Here is a 22,187-nt window from a genome sequence, read left to right on the forward strand (position 1 = left end):
AGATCTGTTATGAGCTATCGGTAGATTTTTCTAAAATAGATAATGTTTTCTTTAATCGACAAGCAAAAAACAAAAAGTTATCAGAGATCTGTTATGAGCTATCGGTAGATTTTTCTAAAATAGATAGTGTTTTCTTTAATCGACAAACAAAAAACAAAAAAACCAATCCCTACAAAGGATTGGCTTTCTTTACTTGATAATCTTCTGTTAACTGTAAACCGTTAACTGTAAACCATACACTAGCTCCACTTCGAGAAACTAGCCATATAGGGATCCGTAATACTACTAGCTCCATTCTCGATATGCCCTGCATATTGATATACAAATTGCGTATAATCCGCTAAAGAAATAACGATATCATACCACCCTTTGTACTTTGCATACTCCAGGGTTAGCGTATGTGCTGTTTGCGGTTGTACTTTAATCTTTTGATTGGTTTTACTATAGATCACATCTTGAACATAAAAATAAAGCGCTTGATTGGATTTATTTTTTAAAACTACCGTTACTGTTTGGTCATCCTTAACTGTAAAATCAATTCCAACTTGAGGGTCATTGACATTTCCTCTAAAATTGCGATAAAAACCATTAAAGCTATGCACACTAAAATTATAGATTCCTTGATCTAGATGTTCGCTAGCCCATTTATAGTGTAAAGCATCTTTTTCATCCACACTAAAATTCCAATTCATGCCTGTTTGACCTTGAATTTTTTGGTGGGCGTAGACTTGGATAGGAGCTAAATAGTCCTTGTTTTTCAATTTATTAGATTGGATATCCATCTGCATATGTACACCTTTACTGTCAAGTGATGCATTCACATTGATGTTATACGGTAATCCACAAGCTTTTTTCGTTCCGCTTTCTTGTTTTGGAAAGCGTTTTAATTCATTCCAAACGCTATGTTGTTGCAATTCTTGTTGGGTATAGGACACAAAACCATGGGGTAGATTTTTATCTCTTGCACTAAGGATACGTGCGACGTATGCATTGCGATCCACGAAGTCAAGATCTACCTTTTTCAGCTCGTTCGCTGGTTGAAAAATGGAGGTCATGTTACTACAGGTTCCCCTTCTCCATTCCGAAATATTTTCTTCGATGACCTTTTTACCTGTTTTTTTCTCAATAAAGTACTCTAAAAACTGTAACGTAGAGGTTAAGTCACATACTTCTGAGTTCACCCATCCCCCTCTCGTCCATGGAGAAGCTACGACCATAGGCACTCGATACCCCAGTCCGATAGGACTCGACAAGGAACTCTTACTATCCCTTGCTTTATCTTGAGCTAGGGTAACCCACTCGTCTTGGGTATCCATTTTACTGGAAACTTTCCCTTGCTTTTCATCTGTACTCAAAGGTGGTACAAAAGGAGCGACGTGATCAAAATAACCATCATTTTCATCATAGGTTAATATGAAGATGGTTTTTTTCCATACGTCGGGGTTTTGCGTTAAGATATCCAATACCTCAGATACGTACCAAGCACCAAACCAAGGTGCTCCAGGATGATCGGAGAAATTACAAGGCGCTACCAACCAACTCACCATCGGTAACTTGTCTTCCTTGACGTCTTTTCTAAATTGATATAGAATATCTCCTTTGGGAACTTCTACTCTTTTTGTTTCACCATTTTCTTGATATTCAATCTCTTCTAATTGATGATATTGAGGATCAGCGGTGTTGGTTGTAAAGGCTTTTTGATGGATATTTTGTTGAAAGACAGAGAGCTTGTGAAATGCTTCTTCACTGTATTGTTCAAGGTACTGTTCGATCTTAACCTCTTCTTCTTGCAGCTTTTTAACATCTGTTCCCGCTTGAATACCTTCTTCTATCTTTTGATGTAAACGTGTCAACTCCAACTGCATAAACTGAATATGAGCGCTGTGAAAACGCACATTATACTGTTTGTAAAACTCTAAGTTATTATCAGTAAAATTGGCTAACCACGATTCTTCTATATCGGTAAACCCAACGGGTAAACTCAATTCATTTTGATAGACACGCCAAGAAATGTTATGTTCTTCCAATCGTTCAGGATAGGTTTTCCAACTTACATCTTTGTAGTTGATTTGCCCGTTATTGACGTGGGCAATCGAATTGGGATCACGGGGATTTTCACGTATAGCACCCGCCCAAAAATACGATCGATTGGCACTTGTTCCCGTTAAGGAAGAGCAGAAATGCTGATCACATACCGTAAAAGCATCGGCAAAAGCGTAGTAAAAAGGGATATCCTCTCGTGTAAAATACCCCATCGTTAACGGCATATGGGCATACTCCTTATTTCCTGGTTTCTTGGCGATTAACCATTGATCCATCTTACCATCATTTCTCGCCTCTACCATATCTTTCCAGCTATGAGGTAAGCTTCCCATCCACGTTATCTTTGTATTTTCAATATCCAATCGAAAAGGACCGTAAATCGTTTGGTCTTGATCAGTTTGAAACCAAACTGGCGCTTGATTGGGTTGGCGAATTACACGAGGATCATTGAACCCTCGTACTCCACTTAATGTGCCATAACAATGGTCAAAAGATCGATTTTCTTGCATTAAAAATACAATGTGCTCTGCATCGAGGAACGTCGTTCCTGGATCAGCTTCAATGCTCAATGCACGTTGTATAGAAGCCGGCATTGCGTTTAAAACAGTCATCCCTCCCATAAAAAGGGTTGACGTTTTGATAAAATCTCTTCTCGTTGTACTCATATCTCTTATTTTAACCACCAACTAACACCTCTAATATTATCTGAACCACTAAACTGACGATCCAATGCTTTTTGCAAGTTCGCTTGATTTCGGTTGTATTCTGAACTTGGATATTGCCATCTCGTTGGAGCGGTAATCCCTTGTTGTAGTTTCAATGCTGGGAAACCTGTTCTCAAATAGTCAAAGTAAATACTCATTCCCCCTTGGTGGAACATAATCAAGTACTTTTGCGTTAAGATTTGATTTAACTGTACCATCAGATCCTGTCCTTTAAAGCGAACTTCTTCTTGTTGGATGTAGTTGTCATATTGTTCGACCGTAAAATAATGACCTAACCCTTTGGCATATTGCCCGTAGTAATCAAAACTTCCCTTAATTCCCTTGAGATAAAACTCTTCTGCACTTCCCGCAATCCAACCCCTCGCTGCTGCTTCAGCTAAAATAAATTGAAGCTCTGCATAGCTCAAAATCACGTTGGTTTCCGCCGTTGGATCTTGGTAGTATCGATTTCTTACTTTGGAAATATTTTTACTTTGAACTAACTTTTCATTTTCTGCGTAAGGTACCGTAGGATCTCCTCCGTTATACCCCGTAAAATCATCTTCCGCTAATCCTTGTTCCAATGCAGAAGCCGTACGTTGGGCAAAGACAAATAATCTTGGGTCTTTTAATTCTTTCAATAGATCAATAAACGTGGAAGACATATACATACTCGATCCGTACGAACTTGAGTTGAACTGAGGATAACGACTACCCGCTTGGTCAAAGAAGGTAATTTGTCCATTATCTGCATTATCTTGGAGTAGAATTCCCTTTTGGTAAATTGAATTAAAGCGCTGAGCAATATCGATATTTCCTACTTTTTGTTTTTTTGACAACGTCAGTAAAACTTTTAATTTATACGATTCAATTAATTTTTCCCAACGACTTAAATTGCCATTATACACAATATCTCCTTGAAGAGATTTTTCTTTTTTCAATACTTCTGATGCTTTATCCAATTCATCCAAAATACCGACAAACACCATTTCCTGTTCGTCATATTTTGGAAATGGAATTTTGTCTTCTCCTTGTAATCCCTCAGAAAAGGGAATATCACCAAAAGTCAGGGTTAATTCATAAAAGAAATGTGCTTTTAAAAAATGGCCCACAGCCAAATACTCTTCTTTTCCCGTACGCACTGCCTCATCCATCATTTTTTGCGTTTGCAACAGATCTTTATAGCGATCAAACCCCTTACTCCCCCATTTGAGATACTGATACGTACTTTCCCCATCTGTTTGAATAATCATACGAGCGGCATACTCTTTATCAATATTTTGGAGCGAAAAAGCTGTTTTTTCGACTTTAGTCAGCAACAAATAGGGATCTGTTTCCTTAATTTTATTGGGATCTTCATTTAATTTATCGAGATCATGGCATCCTACTACTGTGATTGCCAAGGTAATTGCATATAGGGTTCTAAGATATTTTCTCATGACTTTAATTCTTGGTATTAAAATTTAACTTGTACAGCTAATCCAATCCAACGCGTTGAAGGATCTTGGATATCGTTTTTATTTGCCGTGTCGTAATCTGGATCCGAATACAAACCTTTTGATTTTTTCCACATGAAGAGGTTGTACCCGGTTAAAGAAGCAGACAGCTGACTAATTTGCTTTGATTTTATCATCGGTGTGAAATCATAAGACAAACTCAAGGTTCTCAACTTAAAATAAGTACGATCGAATACGTTAGCGAATAATTTACTTTCCTTTTCAGTTACTCTGGCGCGATACGGGTAGTTTTGTGCCCAACTCTGCCAGTTTACAGCTCCTGTATGTGTTTTAAAAACACGTGTATCTGAAATCACGTTCCCCTGTACATCCGTTACCAACTCACCCGAAACAAGATTTACCCCATTCGGCACAAATACAGCATTTCCTGTTTGGTATTCTTCATCTCTAAACTGTACGGATTCAGGATGTTTTCCTCCCCACCACATTTTCTCAACTACTTCAGAGCGCATTACACCTCCCCAAATACCATCAATTCCGATATTCAATCCCCAGTTTTTATACTTGAAGCTATTATTCCATCCTAAGGTCCATTTTGGATCTTTATGACCTAAATAAGTTGCTTGTTTATTAGCAGTTGGCATTCCTGTTTTTTCATCTAGGATAACTTGTCCATCTGGTGATTTCATCCATTCCGTACCGTAGTAAGCATCCACGCGATCATTCAAACGCAAGTCTCCAAACTTCTCTGCATCTTCGTGAATTTTTGTGATGCGCCTTGTTCGAGCACTCCAGTTGATCGCTGAATTCCATTGAAAATTATCGTTTTTCACCACTACCCCTGATAAAGAAACCTCCCAACCGTTGGTTGTGTATTCATTTCCATTTACTTTCATATTGTTGAATCCAGAAGCTTCAGAAACAGGATAATCAATGATAAAATTCGAATCCAATACGCGGTAATAGGTTACATCTAAGTTTAGGCGTTTCTTGTAAAACGCACTCGATAAACCAACCTCATATGTTTTTGATTTCTCTGGTAATAAATAAGGATTTAGAATAGCATTGGGATATTCTACCATCTGATTTCCATTAAAAGCAGGAGTCACAGGTGAATAAGTTGATTGCAACTGATACGGAGTTAAATCACTTGATACATTCGCCCAAGAGGTGTACATTTTAAGGTAATCAATTTGCTCTGGCATATCCACTAAGTTGGAAACAACGACACTTAGAGAAGCCGATGGGTAGAAATAAGAACGCTGGCTTTTCGCTAATGCCGAAGACCAATCATTACGTCCTGCAAAGCTCAAAAAGAAAGCATTGTACAAATCGAATTCTATCGTACCATACACGCTATTTACGGCTTTCTTCTCTAGGTAGTTCGTTGCAGTAACAGGACCTTTTGAATTTCCGAGGTTGTGCACACCAGGTACAGTTAATCCATCAGCCGCAGCAAATGAATTTGCAACGCGATAGTAACGAGAAGCGGCTCCTGCGTTCACATTAATATCAAAATTGTCCGAAATACTCTTATTGTACATCGCTAAGAAATCATAATCAATATCCAAACGCTCATTTTGCTCTAAGCTATATCCACCTTCTCTTGATGCACTGTAGTTAAAATAAGACTTCGGACTTTGTAATTCGGTGTTGTTATTGGTAGAGATCATCGATGCTCTACCTTGTAACATTAAATCTTCTGTTGCTTGATAGCTCAAGCTCAATTGTGCATTTGTCACATCTTTATTCCAGATGCGTTTAAAATACTCCGAACCAAACCAAGGGTTATTGTACCAAGCATAGTTATAACTAGCTTGTTTGTAGCCTTCCATTCCTGGTGTCCACAAATTGTTCTTTAAATCACGACCATTCACATCATCTCCCATCCAAATTAAGATGGTGTACATATGTCCACTTGGATTATAGTCGTAATTCGGTACATTCGGGGCGTGAACACGACTATAGGCTAGTTTTGAATTCAACGTCAATTTATCTGTAAGCTGTGTTGTTGATTTAAAATTCAAACTACCTCTATACATACTTGTATTTGGCACGCGGTCTTTGTTGTAAGAAAAGTCTCCACCTAGGCGATACGATCCTTTTTCTGATTTACTAGTAACAGCAAAATTCGTTCGCGAGATAATTCCAGTTTCCAAAAAATCTTTTAAATTATCGTGGTACTCCCAAGCAATAGGTACTCTTTCATAACGCGATTTATCATCGTATTGTGTTCCTTCTACGTTTCCGTACCAAGGAATTACACTTCCTGTTTCTTTATCGCGAATAGGGCTATTCCACTGTGCAATTTTCACTCCTGCTTCAAACTTCGGTCCCCAAATCATATCACCATCGCTAATTCCTCCATCTTTCCCATCCCAAAACTCATATTTTCCATTCGATCCACTACCATACTCATTCTGCGTTTTCGGGAATAACGTATACCCTGCACTAATCATTGTATTTTGAGAAACCTCAACAAAAACGCCCTCTTTTTGAGCATTTTTAGTTGTAATCATAATCGCTCCATTACGCCCTAATGATCCATATAATACAGATGCACTTGTTCCTTTTAGCACGTTGATATTGGCGATATCCTCTGGAGAAACGTCATAAAAATCGGTCGTAACGGGTATTCCGTCAATGACAATGAGCGGATCTTTACCTCTCAAGGAAAACTTGGGCGATTGTAACATACCAGGAGGATTAGACACTTGCAGTCCCGCTACTTGACCACTCAGCAAGCTACCCATATTAGGTGTAGCTACCTCTTGTACTTTTTTTACATCTATATTTTGTGTTGCATATCCAATTTTTTTCTCCGCTTTTGAAATACCCAATGCCGTAATCACTACTTCATCTAAAGAGGCCTGTTCAGGGGTTAATACAAAGGTAAAGTCGGTTGTTTTTTGAACTGCTTTTTCACTGTTTCTATATCCAATAAATGACACAACGATCCAATCTTTTTCTTCTACAGTTAAAGAGAATTTTCCATTTAAATCGGTTGTTGTTCCCACTGTTGTTCCTTTAATAACAACGGATGCACCTGGTAATTCTAGTCCCGTTTCATCTTGTACGACACCAATAACGTTTCGCTTTTGTTGCGCATACGTTAGCGTTACACAAAAAAGGAATACGGTATTCCAAAATAGTAATTGTTGTCTCATGGTTTTCTTTTAATTTAGTTGAGACAAATATTGTGTTTTAGCCTTGTTTGCGTATTACGTTAAAAATAAGAATCCCTCTTTTACTTTAACTTAGCATTAAGAATCCTACTCAATCGAAACAATAAAATAACACAAAGAGATAACTAACTAAATATCAGTAATATAAAAAACCATACTTCTCTTTTTTTTGTTTTTTATCAACTATAAAGAGAAGTCAGTTATCGAGAATCCTCTTCTTTTTTCTATTAAATTTAACGAGGTATATATCGAAATTATCGAGCATTTGTCTCACTGCTCCAGATCACTTTTAGTAATTTTGTACAAAAATCACATCCAAAATGAACGTAGTCAAACAAGTTGCAGTCATCTTTGGCTGCCTTGCCTTTGGTGAATTAATCATTTACCTCACAGACATCAAGCTTCCTTCCAGTATTATCGGTCTAATCACCCTTTGGACACTCTTGCAAACTCAAACCGTAAAAGTAGATGCCATTCAAGATATTTCGGGCTTTCTCATGCGCAACATGGGCATCTTTTTTGTCCCGCCTTGTGTAGCTATGCTCAATTATTTCGATCTACTTCAAGCTTCCTTTGTTCCTTTAGTAGTTGCTACTTTACTCAGTACTATTCTCGTCGTTTGTATCACGGGATTTACCCACCAACTTTTAAGAAAAAGAAAAAAATGAGTTTTCTATCCAATCCGACGTTTCTACTCTTTTTAGTTGTAGCCTGCTATGCCCTTGGTCTTTCTTTAAGTGAAAAGTACAAATGGCTTGTTTTCAATCCAATTATTTTGTCAACCGCTATTCTCATTACCTACTTAGTTGTTCTTGATATTCCCTATGCTAGTTTTAGTCAAGCTGGGCAGTATATTGACTTTTTCCTCAAGCCATCAATTGTGGCCTTAGCCATCCCTTTATACCTCAACTGGCCTGTGATTAAGAAACAATTGTTTCCTATACTAATCAGTCAATTAGCGGGTTGTGTGACTGGAATTATCTCTGTTGTCTTATTGGCACATTGGACAGGTGCAGAACAAGAAATCATTTACTCCTTAGTTCCTAAATCGGTGAGTACGCCCATTGCCCTTGAAATTTCAAAAACGGTACACGGTATTCCTTCCATTACAGCGGCTGCGGTAATGATCGCTGGGATTTTTGGCAGTATGATTGGGTTTCAAGTCTTGAGTATAACGCGAATCAGCAATCCCATGTCACAGGGAATTGCCTTAGGTACATCTTCCCATGCTATGGGAACCATGAAAGCAATGGAAATCAGCAATAAATACGGGGCTTTTGCAAGTGTAGGAATGATTTTTAATGGCATTTTAACTGCCGTACTAGCGCCTCTTATTTTATCCCTGCTCATGCCTTTACTCACATAACTTGCTTTAGTTTTAAATTATTATTAAATTCAAAGCTGTAAACCTACTACCATAAAGGTTTTTGAGTAACTTTATAGAAAATATTACTAGTAATAAAAAGAATGTACATCAATTTGACTTTTAAAAAGTTATTTTACAGATAGTATACCGTTTAAAATATAAAATTGCAGATTTAAAAAAGAAAACTAAACCTAAGCCACAAAACATATGCTTCAAAAAGCAAGAAAATATACTGATAATACTCATTTAGCAGATTCATTAAAAATCACCATTTCAGGTGTAATTCCCTTTTTAATTTTTATGCCCACGCAACAATTTGATTGGGCATTTGCTATGGCTATTGGAGCTTTACTTACCGCACCTGTCGATATTCCGAGTAACCTCAAGGACAAAATCAACGGAATCTTAGTTGGTGCGCTCATGGTGCCCTTTGTTACCTTGCTTTTATCCTTAACACATGGACATTGGTATTTTTATCCCGTTTTTACCTTCATCCTCTTTAGCTTGGGTATGATCTCTGTCTACGGACACCGTGCCAATATGCTTTCATTTAGCGGATTATTAGCAGCGAGTTTGGGGCTAGCGCATAGCTATACGGGAAAAGATTTGTGGATACATGGCTTACTTCTTCTCCTAGGGGGCTTGCTCTATCTCATTGTATCTCTAGCCTTTTATTTTATCAGACCTAGACGCTATGGGGTATTACAAACTTCTGAATGCATGGACTTAACGGCAGAATATTTAAAATATCGTGCCCAATTATGGACCAAAGGGGTTCATGCAGATAAAATTGTTGAAGAACAACTCAATATTCAGATCAAACTCAATGAAGTACACGAAAATCTCCGCGAGTTTTTAGTCCTCAATAAAGCCAATACTGGAAACTCCTCGAATAACCGTCGTTTACTCGTTGCCTTTTCAACTTTAGTGGAAATCTTGGAAATTGCTGTTTCTACTTCTTTTGATCACAAAGAATTACACGCTTTGCTCGATGAAGATGACCCAACAATTATTCGAGATTATCAAACCTTAGCCGAAGATTTTGCTACTGCAATTAAAGATATTGGAGACTCCCTCAATATGGGGTTGAACTACAAACCTAAATACGACTTCGATCGAAAGCTTCTTGCACTACAAGATAAACTGACCGATTTTATTGCCAACAGTAAATCGCCTAATAAAGTGGAAGCTGTTCTTTCCTTTTCGAATGTCTTGCACTATGCACAAAGCCAGATTGATAAGATTCATATTTTAGAACGCATCTTAACGGAAAAAACATTCAATGATAATGTAGAAGATCGCTTCAAAGAATTGGAGAAATTCTTAACGCCAGTACACTATCGTTGGGAAACGTTAATCGTCAATTTAAACTTTACGTCGACCATTTTTCGACATGCCACGCGCCTAACCTTAACCATATTGATTGGTTTGATTATCAGTAATATTTTCAATCCGTTAAATGGCTACTGGATTTTGCTGACCATTGTCGTGATTATGAGACCAGGGTATGGATTGACAAAAACGCGTTCCTTTGAGCGTGTTATTGGTACTGTATTGGGTGGATTAATTGCCTTTGGTATGCTCTTCATCTTGCAAGACAACTATACGCTGATTGCCTATATTACTATCTTAACGATGATTTTGGGCTATTGGTTCTCCCATACAGATTACAAAGTAGGGGTTACTTTTATTACCATGTATGTGGTGTTGATTTACGCCATCCTTACGCCTAACTTCATGGATCTCTTAATCTATCGAGTCATTGATACCCTAATTGGTGCCTTATTGGCGTTAGGAGCAAACTATATCCTATGGCCTTCGTGGGAGTTTTTAAATGTCAATGTGCATCTATCTAAATCCATTCAAGCTAATCAGACCTATGTAAAGGAGATTAAAGAGATCTACAATCAAAAGAACGATCCTACTTTAGCCTATAAATTGGCGCGTAAATATGCATTTATCGAGGTAGGTAATTTAATGGCCTCCTTTCAACGCATGATCCAAGAACCCAAATCTAAACAGCGTTTGCGTTCTGAGATATACGAATTAGCGGTACTCAATCACACCTTTTTATCTACAGCAGCTTCGATTGGTGTATACGTCCAATCCCGTCACACCACCAAAGCCTCTGAATCTTTTAATATAGTCATGGACTATATTGACAAAAACATGCAACTGACCAGTAACCTGCTCAACAATACGCCTACGGAAGAAGATTTAATTACAGCCGAAGACATGGAAAGTTTTCGTGTGAGTATGAGTTATTTACAAAATATTAGAGAATACGAATTGAAAAAATCGTATACGGATGATAAGCAAATCAAAAACTTAATGGAAGAATCTGCTATGGTTATTCAACAGTTGACTTGGTTAGCACATTTGTCTGAAAAAATCCTTAAGATAAGTAAAGTTATTCGAGATAAGCGGGAGGAAATGCAGCAAAAAAAGCTCGTTCTAAATCCAACTGCTTTATTTAAAAAAGGATAATTTTATTTTTTACTAGTTTCATAAAAAAGTGGTGTTTTTTGTTTTCTATATCTTGTTTTAGACAACAAAACACCACTTTTAGTATGAATAACAAAGCTGATATTTACTTCTTTTAGCAGAATAACTTCTGTTTTTTTAAAAGTTAACAACTTTACTGTAACTTGTCCAAAATTCTCCTTTTTTTTCGTATTTTGCAGTAACTAATAAATAATGAAGATGATGAATCCAACAAGACTTTTTGATATACCTTATTTCCAACATGAACATTTTCCATTGGAAGATGCACTGGTAACCAAAGTTAACGGTGTTTGGGAAAAGACGTCATCCGCAAGCTACCTCCAAAAAGCAAACGCACTATCGCGTGCACTTTTGAGATTAGGAGTACAACCCAATGAGAAAATCGCTGTAATTTCTAGTAATAACCAAACCAAATGGAATTTGTTGGATATTGGCATTTTACAGATTGGCGCACAAAATATCCCAATTTATCCTACTATTTCACCGGAAGACTACCAATTCATCTTGAGTCATTCCGAAGCAAGTTACTGTGTAGTGTCTGACCAAGAAATCTACGATAAATTAATGTCTGTTATTGATCAATTACCTTTGATCAAAGCGGTCTATTCCTTTGATGCGATTGCCGGATGTAAAAACTTAGATGAATTGTTTGAATTAGGTGCAGATGAATCCAATCAAGAACAAGTAGAACAGCGCAAAGCTGCTGTTACACCTGATGATCTAGCTACTCTCATCTATACCTCAGGAACAACAGGAAAACCAAAAGGAGTTATGCTTTCACACAACAATATTCTATCGAATGTGTTAGGTAGTAGTGAACGGGTTCCCTTTACAAGGGAACAACATTTCAAAGCCCTGAGTTTCCTTCCTTTATGTCACGTTTTTGAACGTATGTTGATCTATCTATATCAGTATAGTGGGGTACGTATTTACTATGCGGAATCCATTGATAAGATGGGAGATAACATGAAAGAGGTTAAACCTAATGTCATGACCGTTGTACCTCGCCTTTTAGAAAAAGTATACGATAAAATTTTTGCTACAGGTTCTGCTTTAACTGGATTAAAAAAGAGCATTTTCTTTTGGGCTTTAGAATTAGGTTTTAAGTATCAACCTTACAACAGAGGTTTTTTCTACAACTTCCAATTGGGTATCGCTCGCAAATTGGTTTTTAAGAAATGGCAAGAAGCATTAGGTGGTGAAATGAAGATCATCGTTTCAGGAAGTGCTGCGCTACAACCTCGTCTATCGCGTGTGTTTAATGCAGCAGGTATTCCCGTGATGGAGGGCTATGGATTAACCGAAACTTCACCTGTAATTGCAGTAAATGACGAACGCAATAAATCCATGAAAATTGGTACGGTTGGTAAACCGCTGAGTAATGTAGTAGTAAAAATTGCAGAAGACGGTGAAATTCTTTGTAAAGGCCCTAATATTATGTTGGGATACTACAAAGATGAAGAGCGCACCAAAGAAGAACTAAAAGACGGTTACTTCCACACAGGGGATATTGGAACCATTGATGAAGAAGGCTTCTTAAAGATTACCGATCGTAAAAAAGAGATGTTCAAAACATCTGGAGGGAAATATGTAGCACCTCAAATCATTGAAAACACGTTAAAACAATCGCGTTTCATTGAGCAAATTATGGTAATCGGTGAAGGAGAAAAAATGCCTGCAGCCTTAATTCAACCTAACTTTGAATTTGTTAGAGAATGGGCGAAACGCAAAAATATTGCCTTGGGAAATACCAATGAAGAGCTGATCAAAAACGAACAAGTACGCAAACGCATTGAAAAAGAAGTAGAATACGTAAACCGCAAATTTGGTAAATGGGAACAAGTGAAAAAGTTCGAATTAACACCTGATGTGTGGAGTATTGACAATGGACAATTAACCCCTACGTTGAAATTAAAACGAAGAGTTATCTTGGAAATCTACAAAGACTTATACGATAAGATTTATAGAGAATAAAATGGTGAACGGTTTACAGTTTACAATAAACTGTAAACTGTAAACTATCACCCTATAGCCACAATTGCATATACCATTGGTATTTTGTTATCCAAGTGTTTAATACGGTGCTTATTCGGTTCAAACTCAACGGTATGATTAAAGCACGCATAAGGAGAATAATCGTATTCTTCTAAACGCTGTATGGTTAGTCCATTTTGCAATAAACTAGTTACTACTTCACTCATGCTGTGATTCCACGATACAGATGAAAGCGTTAATTCAGCCTCTTTATCTGCATAAGTTCCATTTGTTGTTTCTATAATCGCTTCTGCATTGAAGTAATTGTATCCTACTTTAGTAAAATCATCGTCAAACATCCACACTACAGGATGAAATTCCACGAACACTAAGCGACCACCTGGTTTCAAAAAGGTCTTAATAACCTTAGCCCATTGATCCATATCAGGTAACCATCCAATTACGCCATAACTCGTATAGACAAGATCAAATTTATCATTTAAATGATTAGGCAGATCATAGATATCACAACAAACAAATTGAGTCGTTGCTCCTGTTTGTTCCGCTAAAAGTCGCGCCTGCTTAATAGCTTCATCAGAGAGATCTACTCCTGTTACCTCTGCTCCTAACCTACTTAACGAAATAGTATCTTGTCCGAAATGACATTGCAAATGCAGTATTTTCTTACCCTTGATATCACCTAACAAATGCAATTCTATCTCATTTAAAGAGCTCTTTCCTTTTATAAATCCTTCGACATCGTAGAAGTCTGATTTCACATGGGTTTCTGTTCGATTATTCCATGAGTTTCGGTTTATTTCGATATAATTTAATTCTGGTTTCATTTTCGTATCTATCTCTATTTTTGTGTTAAAAATAAGCTATTCGTTATTTCCCTCAACGAAGTGAATCAAGAAAGATGAAAGAAGGCACTATCATCTCTTACAAAGTTCCGTTAATCAACTTCACTGCTGTTTCCAAAAACGTATCTTTCTCATTGCGTATATCATGGATCGTTTTTAGTACATCTAAATGGGGTACAATACCGATACGTTGCGTTTCCTTACCATCAGGATAGTATACACCTAATCCTGAAATATAAGTCCCTAGACCTCCAGGGAATGAAATAGAAGAAACATTTCCATCTGCCCCAGCGGTTTGACTCCCAACTAAGGTTACTCGATCACCTACTTTGAATGCCATAGCGGTGTACTCAGCTGAACTTTGGGTGCGTTCGTCTACTAAAACAACCACTTGTCCTTGATAAGGTTCGCCATCCGATTCAATTACCTGATAAACATCATTAAATACAATTTCGCCTGGATTCTTGTAATTGGGCTTAGAAAATCTCGCAAAAGCTTTCGTTTCAGAAACAAAAAAGCTTCCTAAAGTAAAGGGCACAAAAGCAGATGGATAATTTCGAATATCGATTATAATTCCTTCTGTATTTCGAAATGTATCTTTAATTTTCTGAACGTCACCATCTTGAATATTGCCGAGTGTAACATACCCAATATTATCCGCTAAAAAACGATAACTTGGTTCACCTTTCAAAGGCTTAAACCAACCGTAAGACTTGAGTTCACTTTTCGGATACATCTTTATTGTAGCTTGTTGCTCTTTAGCGTTGCGATCCAAATAGGTGATTTCCACCTCTTCTTCATTCGTTCTCAAAATATTAAACAAACTAATATCTCTCAGTTGAGCACTGCGATTAGAACCAGGATGATACGGAAAAATACGATCTAAAATTTGTTCGATACGCTCTTGGTTAATATGGGTTATTATATCCCCTTTCTCCAATTCAATACCTGTTATTAATTCGGGATTGTAAATATCCGTCACCACTAATTGGTTTAAAATAAATTCCACCCGAAAGGGAGCATATCGATTTCCTCTATTTTCATTTAAAGCTTTACTTCCTTGCCATAAATCTGTATGAGAATCATTTACCTCCGCAATCAGCTGAAGAACGGCTGTTTCATAAGCTAATCGATCCGAAGCTTCAAGAAATGGTCGAATATGCAAAGCCAAAACATCTTCCCAATCCGTATCTGTTAAGTGGCGATTCGGCATATAATACTGCATCACATTCCAAAAACGATATAACCCCAATAAACGAAAACCTGCATCAGGTAATTCCATATTTTCATACGTTTCTTCATGGGTAAAAACAGCATTACCTATACCAGGAGCCTCACTAACATAGTAATGCCTTTCTTGGTTTCGATTTTTATAGATATACTTTATCTTATGCTGTAATTCGTCTGACAATGCGTAGGTAGTCATCCAATCTAAATTCGGTTTTAAAATAGCATCACTAGCAGTATCTTCACAGGTTTCACATAACCTGACCATTCCCAATTGCTCTATCCAGTTCAACAGCAAGGCATCGCGTTCTGTTTTAGATGTCACCGCTAAATAACCAGGTAAAAATCGAAATAATTCATAATCCCAATTATACTTTCCTACAGCAATAGCAGGGTGATGGTATTTTAAGAATCCCCAGACTCTGCCTAATAAAGCAAGATTAGTTCTGTTATCCCTATCTAAGGATGGAAATACAACAGAAGATCCTTGATCAAACACTTTATCTTGTTTTGCGGGGTAATTAACTTCTGCGACTTTTGCCTTTGAAACATCTTCTCCATCGATGGTTACTTTAAAATCATCCAACCACAAGACTCCATAACCAGCAGTTTGTATCGCAAGTACTATTTGCTGTGTTTGCTCAGGCCTAAGGTTAACCTCAATTTCAAATTTTCGCCATTCATTGGTTCCAGTAATCCATTCAGATAACTTGACAAAATCCAACATAGGGTCTATGCGAATCACAGGAGTAACTTGAAAAGTATCCTCCCCATCTGTCCTAATGTAACCAGAGAAAACTAACTTTTTTCCGTTGTAATTAGGCAATAGTTTTGAAACAGAAAACATAGGATTCACCTCATCCGTCTCATGCATTGCTAAGGAAAAAGAAGATTTTCCTTCCTTATAAATCTCAAAATCTTGAATAGGAATAAAAAGACTATTTCCCTCAATATTCCATCCTACAGGTTCATTAGTAAATCCTACGGGTTCTTTGTCTTTAAACGTTTCAAAATTGTAATTTGCTGGAACCTCTTGAGCCATAGAAGTCCAAGATATCACAGGGCACAAGAGTGCAACAAGCAATTTCCTTTTTAGAATAAACAAAATTTATATGTTTTTAGTTGATGTCCTAAACATACAAAGTCTGACTTAATTATAAAAGGGGAGTTTGATTAGAATTGTAAAATTTATTGATTTACGGTTTACAGTTGGCTGCAAACCGTAAATTAAATTAAATAAACCATCCTTTTCTTCCCTTATACAAGCGGAAAGAACCTGGTCCAATCATAGCAATTGCCAAAGCTCCTGCTAAGTACAGCAAATTTAATTCTGCACCAAGTCCACCCGTTGCAGGACTAAGCGCAAATGATCCTCCTCCTTTAACCAATACCATGGACATGACCATTGTAAAGGCTATAAGAACACCTGATAGACGAGTAAAAGCCCCTACAATTACTAATATAGGCGCTATAATTTCACCAACAGGAACTCCCAACCACAACCAAGTTGGAAATCCCTTAGCGGCTAATTGATCGATGATCATATCGTGTCCATGGATGATTTTATGAATTCCGTGAAAGATCATTAATCCCCCCACACCTAGGCGTAAAATAAATTTTCCTAAATCTTGCATATTTTTTTTATTAAGGGTTAACTTGTTTTTAGCGGTCTAATTTCAATTTTACTCGGTAAGGCACGCGGATTCATCTTTAACAGGTCGACCACTAATTCCCCTATATCTTCCGGTTGAATTTTCCAAGCATCTTTTTCATTGGGTTGGTGATTGTTAAAATGACTTGTTACAGAACCTGGTAAAATGGTAGTCACTTTAACATCATGCGCTCTTAAATCTAACATAGCTGCTTGGGTAAATCCAACAACGCCAAATTTACTAGCATTGTATCCACTTCCCGTAGCAAAGAAATTAATTCCCGCTAAACTCGCCACACTGATATAGTATCCTTTGTTTTGTTTCAGCTGAGCTACACTCGCCTTTAACGTATGAAAAACTCCCGTTAGGTTAGTGTCAATCATCGTATTCCAATCCTCAATAGACAGCTCCTCAATAGAAGCAAAAATCCCTACTCCCGCATTGGCAATAACTACATCTAAATGCCCAAATGTATCAACAATCTTCTCCACTGCTTTTACCTCATCTTCATAGACCGTCACATTAGAAGCTAACGCCAATACCTGATCCTCAGCTCCCAATTCACGAGCCACTTGAGTTACATCCGCTAAAGAGCGTCCTGAAATCGCTACTTTATACCCCGCTGCAAGTAAAGCCGCAGCTATACCTTTACCAATACCTTTAGTTCCCCCTGTGATGTAAACTACTTTTTCTCTTGTTGTCATGTCATACTAACTTTTAATTTGTACTAATTTAAAGAATTAAAAAAACTTTTCCTCTTCTATCAGCGTATCTATTCTAAGAAATTATTCCTATTACATTCATAAATCAACTATTTATCTCGACTTAACTAAATTTAAGCTACATTCGACATAATTTCACTTTTATTTAAGTATACAAAACAAGAGGTTTATGTACCTTAGTAGGTATTAACTTTACAAATTAATTCACCTAATATCAAAGTAATTACAACACAACTCTTAATTACTTCAAAAAAATTAAATTATGGCAATTAAAATAAAGGGTTCAGGGAGTTATATTCCAACTGAGGTTATCACAAACAACGATTTTCATCAATTTGATTTTCGCGATGAAAGTGGACAACCATTAAAGGATTCTAACGAAAGAGTGGCAAAAAAACTTGAACAAATTACAGGTATCCAAGAAAGACGTTATATTACTTCTGACTTAACAACCACTGATATTGGTACGATTGCTGCTCAACGCGCCATTGAACACGCCCAAATCGACATCGAAAAACTCGATTATATTATCTTTGCGCATAATTTTGGCGATATCAAATACGGCACAGACCAATCGGATATTGTTCCTAGCTTAGCTTCAAGGGTAAAACACCACCTCAAGATCAAAAACCCAAATTGCGTGGCTTATGATGTATTGTTTGGCTGTCCAGGATGGTTACAAGGTGTCATCCAAGCCCATGCATTCATGTCGTTGGGAATTGCTAAATATTGCTTAGTTATTGGTGCAGAAACCTTGTCTCGTGTCATTGACCTACACGATAGAGACTCCATGATTTACGCAGATGGTGCAGGTGCTACTGTACTAGAGGTAACGAATGAACCTGGTGGAATTATTGCAACGAAAAGTTGCAGTTTCACAACCGATGAAGCCTATTATATTCACTTTGGAGAATCGTATAAAAAAGAATCTCAACAAGACACACGCTATATTAAAATGGTAGGTCGTAAAATTTATGAGTTCGCCTTAACAGAAGTACCCCAAGCCATGAAAGCCTGTTTAGATGAGAGTGGTGTAAAAATAGATCAAATCAAAAAAATCATCATTCACCAAGCGAACGAAAAAATGGATGAAGCTATTGTCAAACGCTTTTATGAACTGTATGGGCGCACCATGCCAGAACACATCATGCCAATGAACATTCAAAAATTGGGGAATAGCAGTGTTGCCACTCTTCCAACACTGTACGATATGATTATCAGAAAGCAACTAGAAAACCACAGCTTTAAAACAGGCGATTATTTGTTATTTGCTTCCGTAGGTGCTGGTATGAATATTAATGCATTTGTATATCAGGTGTAAAGGAATAGCTAATTTTCATTAAAATATATACCCTACATAATCAATCATTTGCATTAAAATATAGTTCTTCCGGAATAGGGGCGCATAGAAATGGGCCCCTTACCCGTTTGGACGCATGACAATTCGTCCCATATAATCAATCATTTGCATTAATACAGACGCATAATTTGCACTATTCACGCATTTATTAAAAAAAACATCAATTATTCTACTGAAAAAGAAAGTTTTATTTTTAACTTTTTATAAAACAATCTGTTACAAAAACAAAGCATAGCATTTCATCTTTTATGTTATTTTGGTTTTAAATTAAATTATTATCAATAAATAAACAAAATCAAAGAACATTCTATACCAAAAAGTAATAATTTATTTTATTTTATATATAAAACTCTATCTATATTTGTCACTGAAAAAGAAATAAATTATTAATAACAAATAAAAGGCTATGAAAAAGAAAGTTTTATTATTTACCCTAGCTGTTTTTTTCCTTTTAGGTACTACTTCTTGTAGTAATGACGATAACAGCAACCCTACTAATGTAGAAAAAGAAATCCCTAACACACTAGAAGATGAGTTCTTTACTATTGATGGAGCGACTTTTAAAGAAGGGGAAATTCCTGTAGGTGACAAAAATTCTGTAAAGCACATTCGCATCAATAAATATGTTATCAATGGAGGAAAAACCATTATGACTATTACAAGTGCAGATCAGTTAGACGCCATTTTAGTTGCCTTAAAAGGACATGATGGGTTTTACGATTTTAAATTACAAAATGAAACTTTAACACGAACAAACGAGTTCACGTATGAAGTGATTGTTGATTTATCACAGAAATTAAGTCTAGAAAATTTTGAACTTGCAATTGCAGGAAGACTAATGGATGGAACCATGACTGAAACGCAATATGTAGACTTACAATTGGTAGCTGCAGGTACAGGTGAATTGCAAATTTCACTTTCATGGGATTTAGAAGATGACGTAGATTTACATTTAGTAAACCAAGAAGGTCAACGCATATACTATGGAAATAAAACGCTACTAGATACAGAAGGTATTAGAATTGCAGAATTAGATATCGACTCTAATCCAGGTTGTAGTATTGATGAGATTAAGAATGAGAACATCTATTTCAATGATTTAAAAACAGATGGTGTTTACTCTATTTATGTTGACTTATACAGCAAATGTCAATCACCAAGAGCGGGTAGTAAATACATTGTAAATGTAATGTACAATGGTTCTAGTATTCGCTTATCTGAACATATGATGGGCAAATTCAATGATAATGATGAAGGAAGTGGAAACACACCTAGTCGACATGTACTGATTGGTTCGTTTTCCATTATCAATGGTCAATTCTCTTCTATTGTAGAGACTGAAACAACAACAAGAAGTGGATTTGATTTTGAAGAAGAATTAGTTTACAAGAATTAATTCCTGTATTCGAACGGCAACCGACTAGTTAAGACCGCAATAGAGTCCCCATTGAAATTGAATTTTAAAATAATTTGTCTTTAATTTTTAATAAATTACCTAGACGCCAGTAAAAGTGTTTTTTACTGGCGTCTTTTGTACGTTTAATAGCGCTAGAGAAAGATGTAGCTCCCCTTTAAAAAAGTAAAACACAATACCTTAACTGGATGAAATACCTCAACTTAAATCTGCATTTTCTCCATTAAACCTAAACTATTTTTGAGTATTTTTGTATCAACCTTAAAGCAATTGAAGTGGATTTTATTAAGATTACGGAACAACCCTCTGCTTATGATCACTTGGAAGATAAGTCTGTTCAAGAACTATTGACCAATATAAACAAAGAAGACCAGCGTGTTCCGTTAGCAGTTGAAAAAGCAATTCCCCAAATTGAAGTTGTTGTTCAAGCTATTGTTACACAACTCAAAAAAGGAGGGCGTTTGTTTTATATTGGTGCTGGTACCTCGGGTCGATTAGGTGTTTTGGACGCTTCAGAATGTCCTCCTACTTATGGCGTTTCCCCTGATTTAGTTATTGGATTAATTGCTGGTGGTGATCACGCTATTCGCCATGCGGTTGAAAATGCTGAAGACAATAGCAATCAAGGATGGCTAGACCTACAAGCCCATCAAATTAACACCAATGATTTCGTTGTTGGTATTGCTGCTTCGGGAACAACACCTTATGTAATACACGCATTAGAAGCTTGTCAAGCACATGACATTCCAACGGCTTGTATTACGTGTAACCCTAATAGTCCTTTGAGTCAAATTGCACAGTTTCCCATTGAAGTTGTTGTTGGCCCTGAATTCATCACAGGAAGTTCTCGCATGAAAGCTGGTACAGCACAGAAACTAGTACTCAATATGATCTCTACAACCACTATGATTCAATTGGGACGAGTAAAAGGCAATCGCATGGTGGACATGAAAATGACCAATGCAAAACTGATTCAACGCGGTATTGCTATGTTACAACAAGAACTACAACTCAGTGAAGAGGAAGCTACACAGCTATTAAATCAATATAAAAGTGTCCGTTCGGCACTTGATCACTATAAATTATAAACATTATGGAACCTCAAGGTACAAATCGAAAAGTATTACAAAAAGGAGTTAAATATCTTGCTATTACACTACCTTTATTGTTTCTTGGTCCAATTGTCATCCACAGCTCGTTAAAAAACCAAAATAATCCGTTTTTTATTCCTGTCTTTGGATTAGGATGTATCATTTGTTTGTCATCCATGTTTTTACTCTATAAGGGTATTAATACAATTATGAAATCATTATTTGGGAAATAATCATTCTATGAAAACTAAACTATGCTATCTTTTGCCCTGTTTTGCTTTATTTGCCTCTTGCTATCAGCAAGAACGCAATTGCACTAACTTTCGCACAGGGAAATTTGAATTTGTCACGGAAATCGACGGTGTTGAAAAAAGATCTACTTTTACTCGCACAGCTGAGTATGAAATAGAGGAATTTGAAGGTAAAATAGACACTTCAAGCATCCGCTGGATCAATGATTGCGAATTTGTTCTGCAAAAAAAGAATCCAAAAAACATGGCAGAGAAAAAAGCAGTGGGTATTAAAATTATCACTACAGACGGTGATAATTGTGTTTTTGAATACGGATTGGTTGGTGACGCACGAAAAGAGCGCGGAAACCTAAAAAAAATTGGAGAACTATAA

16 protein-coding genes are annotated in these 22,187 nt (G+C 36.7%); 9 read left to right on the forward strand and 7 right to left on the reverse strand.

Translation table 11 applies throughout. The annotated features are described in order from the left end of the window. Window positions 1-239 precede the first annotated feature (239 nt). Genes ACPDG9_RS06615 through ACPDG9_RS06625 form a run of 3 tightly spaced genes read right to left on the reverse strand, consistent with a single transcriptional unit; the run spans window position 240 to window position 7,371 of the window. Complete coding sequence (locus tag ACPDG9_RS06615; protein WP_430526971.1) at window positions 240-2,708, reverse strand: phosphocholine-specific phospholipase C; 2,469 nt, start codon at window positions 2,706-2,708, stop codon at window positions 240-242. Between the two features lie 5 nt (window positions 2,709-2,713). Then, on the reverse strand, window positions 2,714-4,186 hold the full coding sequence (locus ACPDG9_RS06620; protein WP_430526972.1) for a SusD/RagB family nutrient-binding outer membrane lipoprotein: 1,473 nt from the start codon (window positions 4,184-4,186) through the stop codon (window positions 2,714-2,716). Between the two features lie 17 nt (window positions 4,187-4,203). After that, window positions 4,204-7,371, reverse strand: a complete 3,168-nt coding sequence (locus ACPDG9_RS06625) for a SusC/RagA family TonB-linked outer membrane protein (protein WP_430526973.1) — start codon at window positions 7,369-7,371, stop codon at window positions 4,204-4,206. A 338-nt stretch (window positions 7,372-7,709) separates the two neighbouring features. On the opposite strand from ACPDG9_RS06625, the gene ACPDG9_RS06630 reads away from it, so the two are divergent. From ACPDG9_RS06630 to ACPDG9_RS06645, 4 genes are all read left to right on the forward strand, one after another. Further along, window positions 7,710-8,057: a CidA/LrgA family protein gene (locus ACPDG9_RS06630; RefSeq protein WP_430526974.1), complete on the forward strand. Its 348-nt coding sequence runs from the start codon at window positions 7,710-7,712 to the stop codon at window positions 8,055-8,057. Continuing rightward, window positions 8,054-8,755 (forward strand): LrgB family protein, encoded by a 702-nt coding sequence (locus ACPDG9_RS06635; RefSeq protein ID WP_430526975.1) that lies wholly within the window; start codon window positions 8,054-8,056, stop codon window positions 8,753-8,755. Before ACPDG9_RS06630 ends, ACPDG9_RS06635 begins: the two co-directional genes overlap by 4 nt. A gap of 207 nt (window positions 8,756-8,962) precedes the next feature. Beyond that, a complete protein-coding gene (locus tag ACPDG9_RS06640) occupies window positions 8,963-11,242 on the forward strand; it encodes an FUSC family membrane protein (protein ID WP_430526976.1) in 2,280 nt (759 codons plus the stop codon). Window positions 11,243-11,458: 216 nt separating this feature from the next. Then, window positions 11,459-13,234 (forward strand): AMP-dependent synthetase/ligase, encoded by a 1,776-nt coding sequence (locus ACPDG9_RS06645; protein ID WP_430526977.1) that lies wholly within the window; start codon window positions 11,459-11,461, stop codon window positions 13,232-13,234. Window positions 13,235-13,281: 47 nt separating this feature from the next. Here ACPDG9_RS06645 and ACPDG9_RS06650 read toward each other — a convergent pair whose 3' ends face one another. From ACPDG9_RS06650 to ACPDG9_RS06665, 4 genes are all read right to left on the reverse strand, one after another. After that, a complete protein-coding gene (locus ACPDG9_RS06650) occupies window positions 13,282-14,079 on the reverse strand; it encodes a class I SAM-dependent methyltransferase (RefSeq protein ID WP_430526978.1) in 798 nt (265 codons plus the stop codon). Window positions 14,080-14,176: 97 nt separating this feature from the next. Further along, on the reverse strand, window positions 14,177-16,366 hold the full coding sequence (locus ACPDG9_RS06655; protein ID WP_430526979.1) for a S41 family peptidase: 2,190 nt from the start codon (window positions 16,364-16,366) through the stop codon (window positions 14,177-14,179). A 190-nt stretch (window positions 16,367-16,556) separates the two neighbouring features. Beyond that, complete coding sequence (locus ACPDG9_RS06660) at window positions 16,557-16,958, reverse strand: DoxX family protein (protein ID WP_430526980.1); 402 nt, start codon at window positions 16,956-16,958, stop codon at window positions 16,557-16,559. 17 nt (window positions 16,959-16,975) lie between these two features. After that, entirely contained in the window at window positions 16,976-17,680 is a 705-nt protein-coding gene (locus ACPDG9_RS06665; RefSeq protein ID WP_430526981.1) for an SDR family oxidoreductase, read from the reverse strand. 280 nt (window positions 17,681-17,960) lie between these two features. Between ACPDG9_RS06665 and ACPDG9_RS06670 the strand changes: the two genes are divergently transcribed. The 5 genes from ACPDG9_RS06670 (at window position 17,961) to ACPDG9_RS06690 (ending at window position 22,187) form a co-directional block, all read left to right on the forward strand. Beyond that, the gene (locus tag ACPDG9_RS06670; protein ID WP_430526982.1) at window positions 17,961-19,019 is read left to right on the forward strand and encodes a 3-oxoacyl-ACP synthase III family protein; all 1,059 of its coding nucleotides are present in this window, start codon (window positions 17,961-17,963) and stop codon (window positions 19,017-19,019) included. 445 nt (window positions 19,020-19,464) lie between these two features. Further along, a complete protein-coding gene (locus ACPDG9_RS06675) occupies window positions 19,465-20,454 on the forward strand; it encodes a hypothetical protein (RefSeq protein ID WP_430526983.1) in 990 nt (329 codons plus the stop codon). 293 nt (window positions 20,455-20,747) lie between these two features. Continuing rightward, complete coding sequence (gene murQ, locus ACPDG9_RS06680) at window positions 20,748-21,560, forward strand: N-acetylmuramic acid 6-phosphate etherase (protein ID WP_430526984.1); 813 nt, start codon at window positions 20,748-20,750, stop codon at window positions 21,558-21,560. Between the two features lie 5 nt (window positions 21,561-21,565). Further along, the gene (locus ACPDG9_RS06685) at window positions 21,566-21,796 is read left to right on the forward strand and encodes a DUF6095 family protein (protein ID WP_430526985.1); all 231 of its coding nucleotides are present in this window, start codon (window positions 21,566-21,568) and stop codon (window positions 21,794-21,796) included. A 7-nt stretch (window positions 21,797-21,803) separates the two neighbouring features. Continuing rightward, window positions 21,804-22,187: a DNA topoisomerase IV gene (locus ACPDG9_RS06690; RefSeq protein ID WP_430526986.1), complete on the forward strand. Its 384-nt coding sequence runs from the start codon at window positions 21,804-21,806 to the stop codon at window positions 22,185-22,187.

The organism is Myroides sp. C6-3, from assembly GCF_050522425.1.
Lineage (GTDB): Bacteria > Bacteroidota > Bacteroidia > Flavobacteriales > Flavobacteriaceae > Flavobacterium.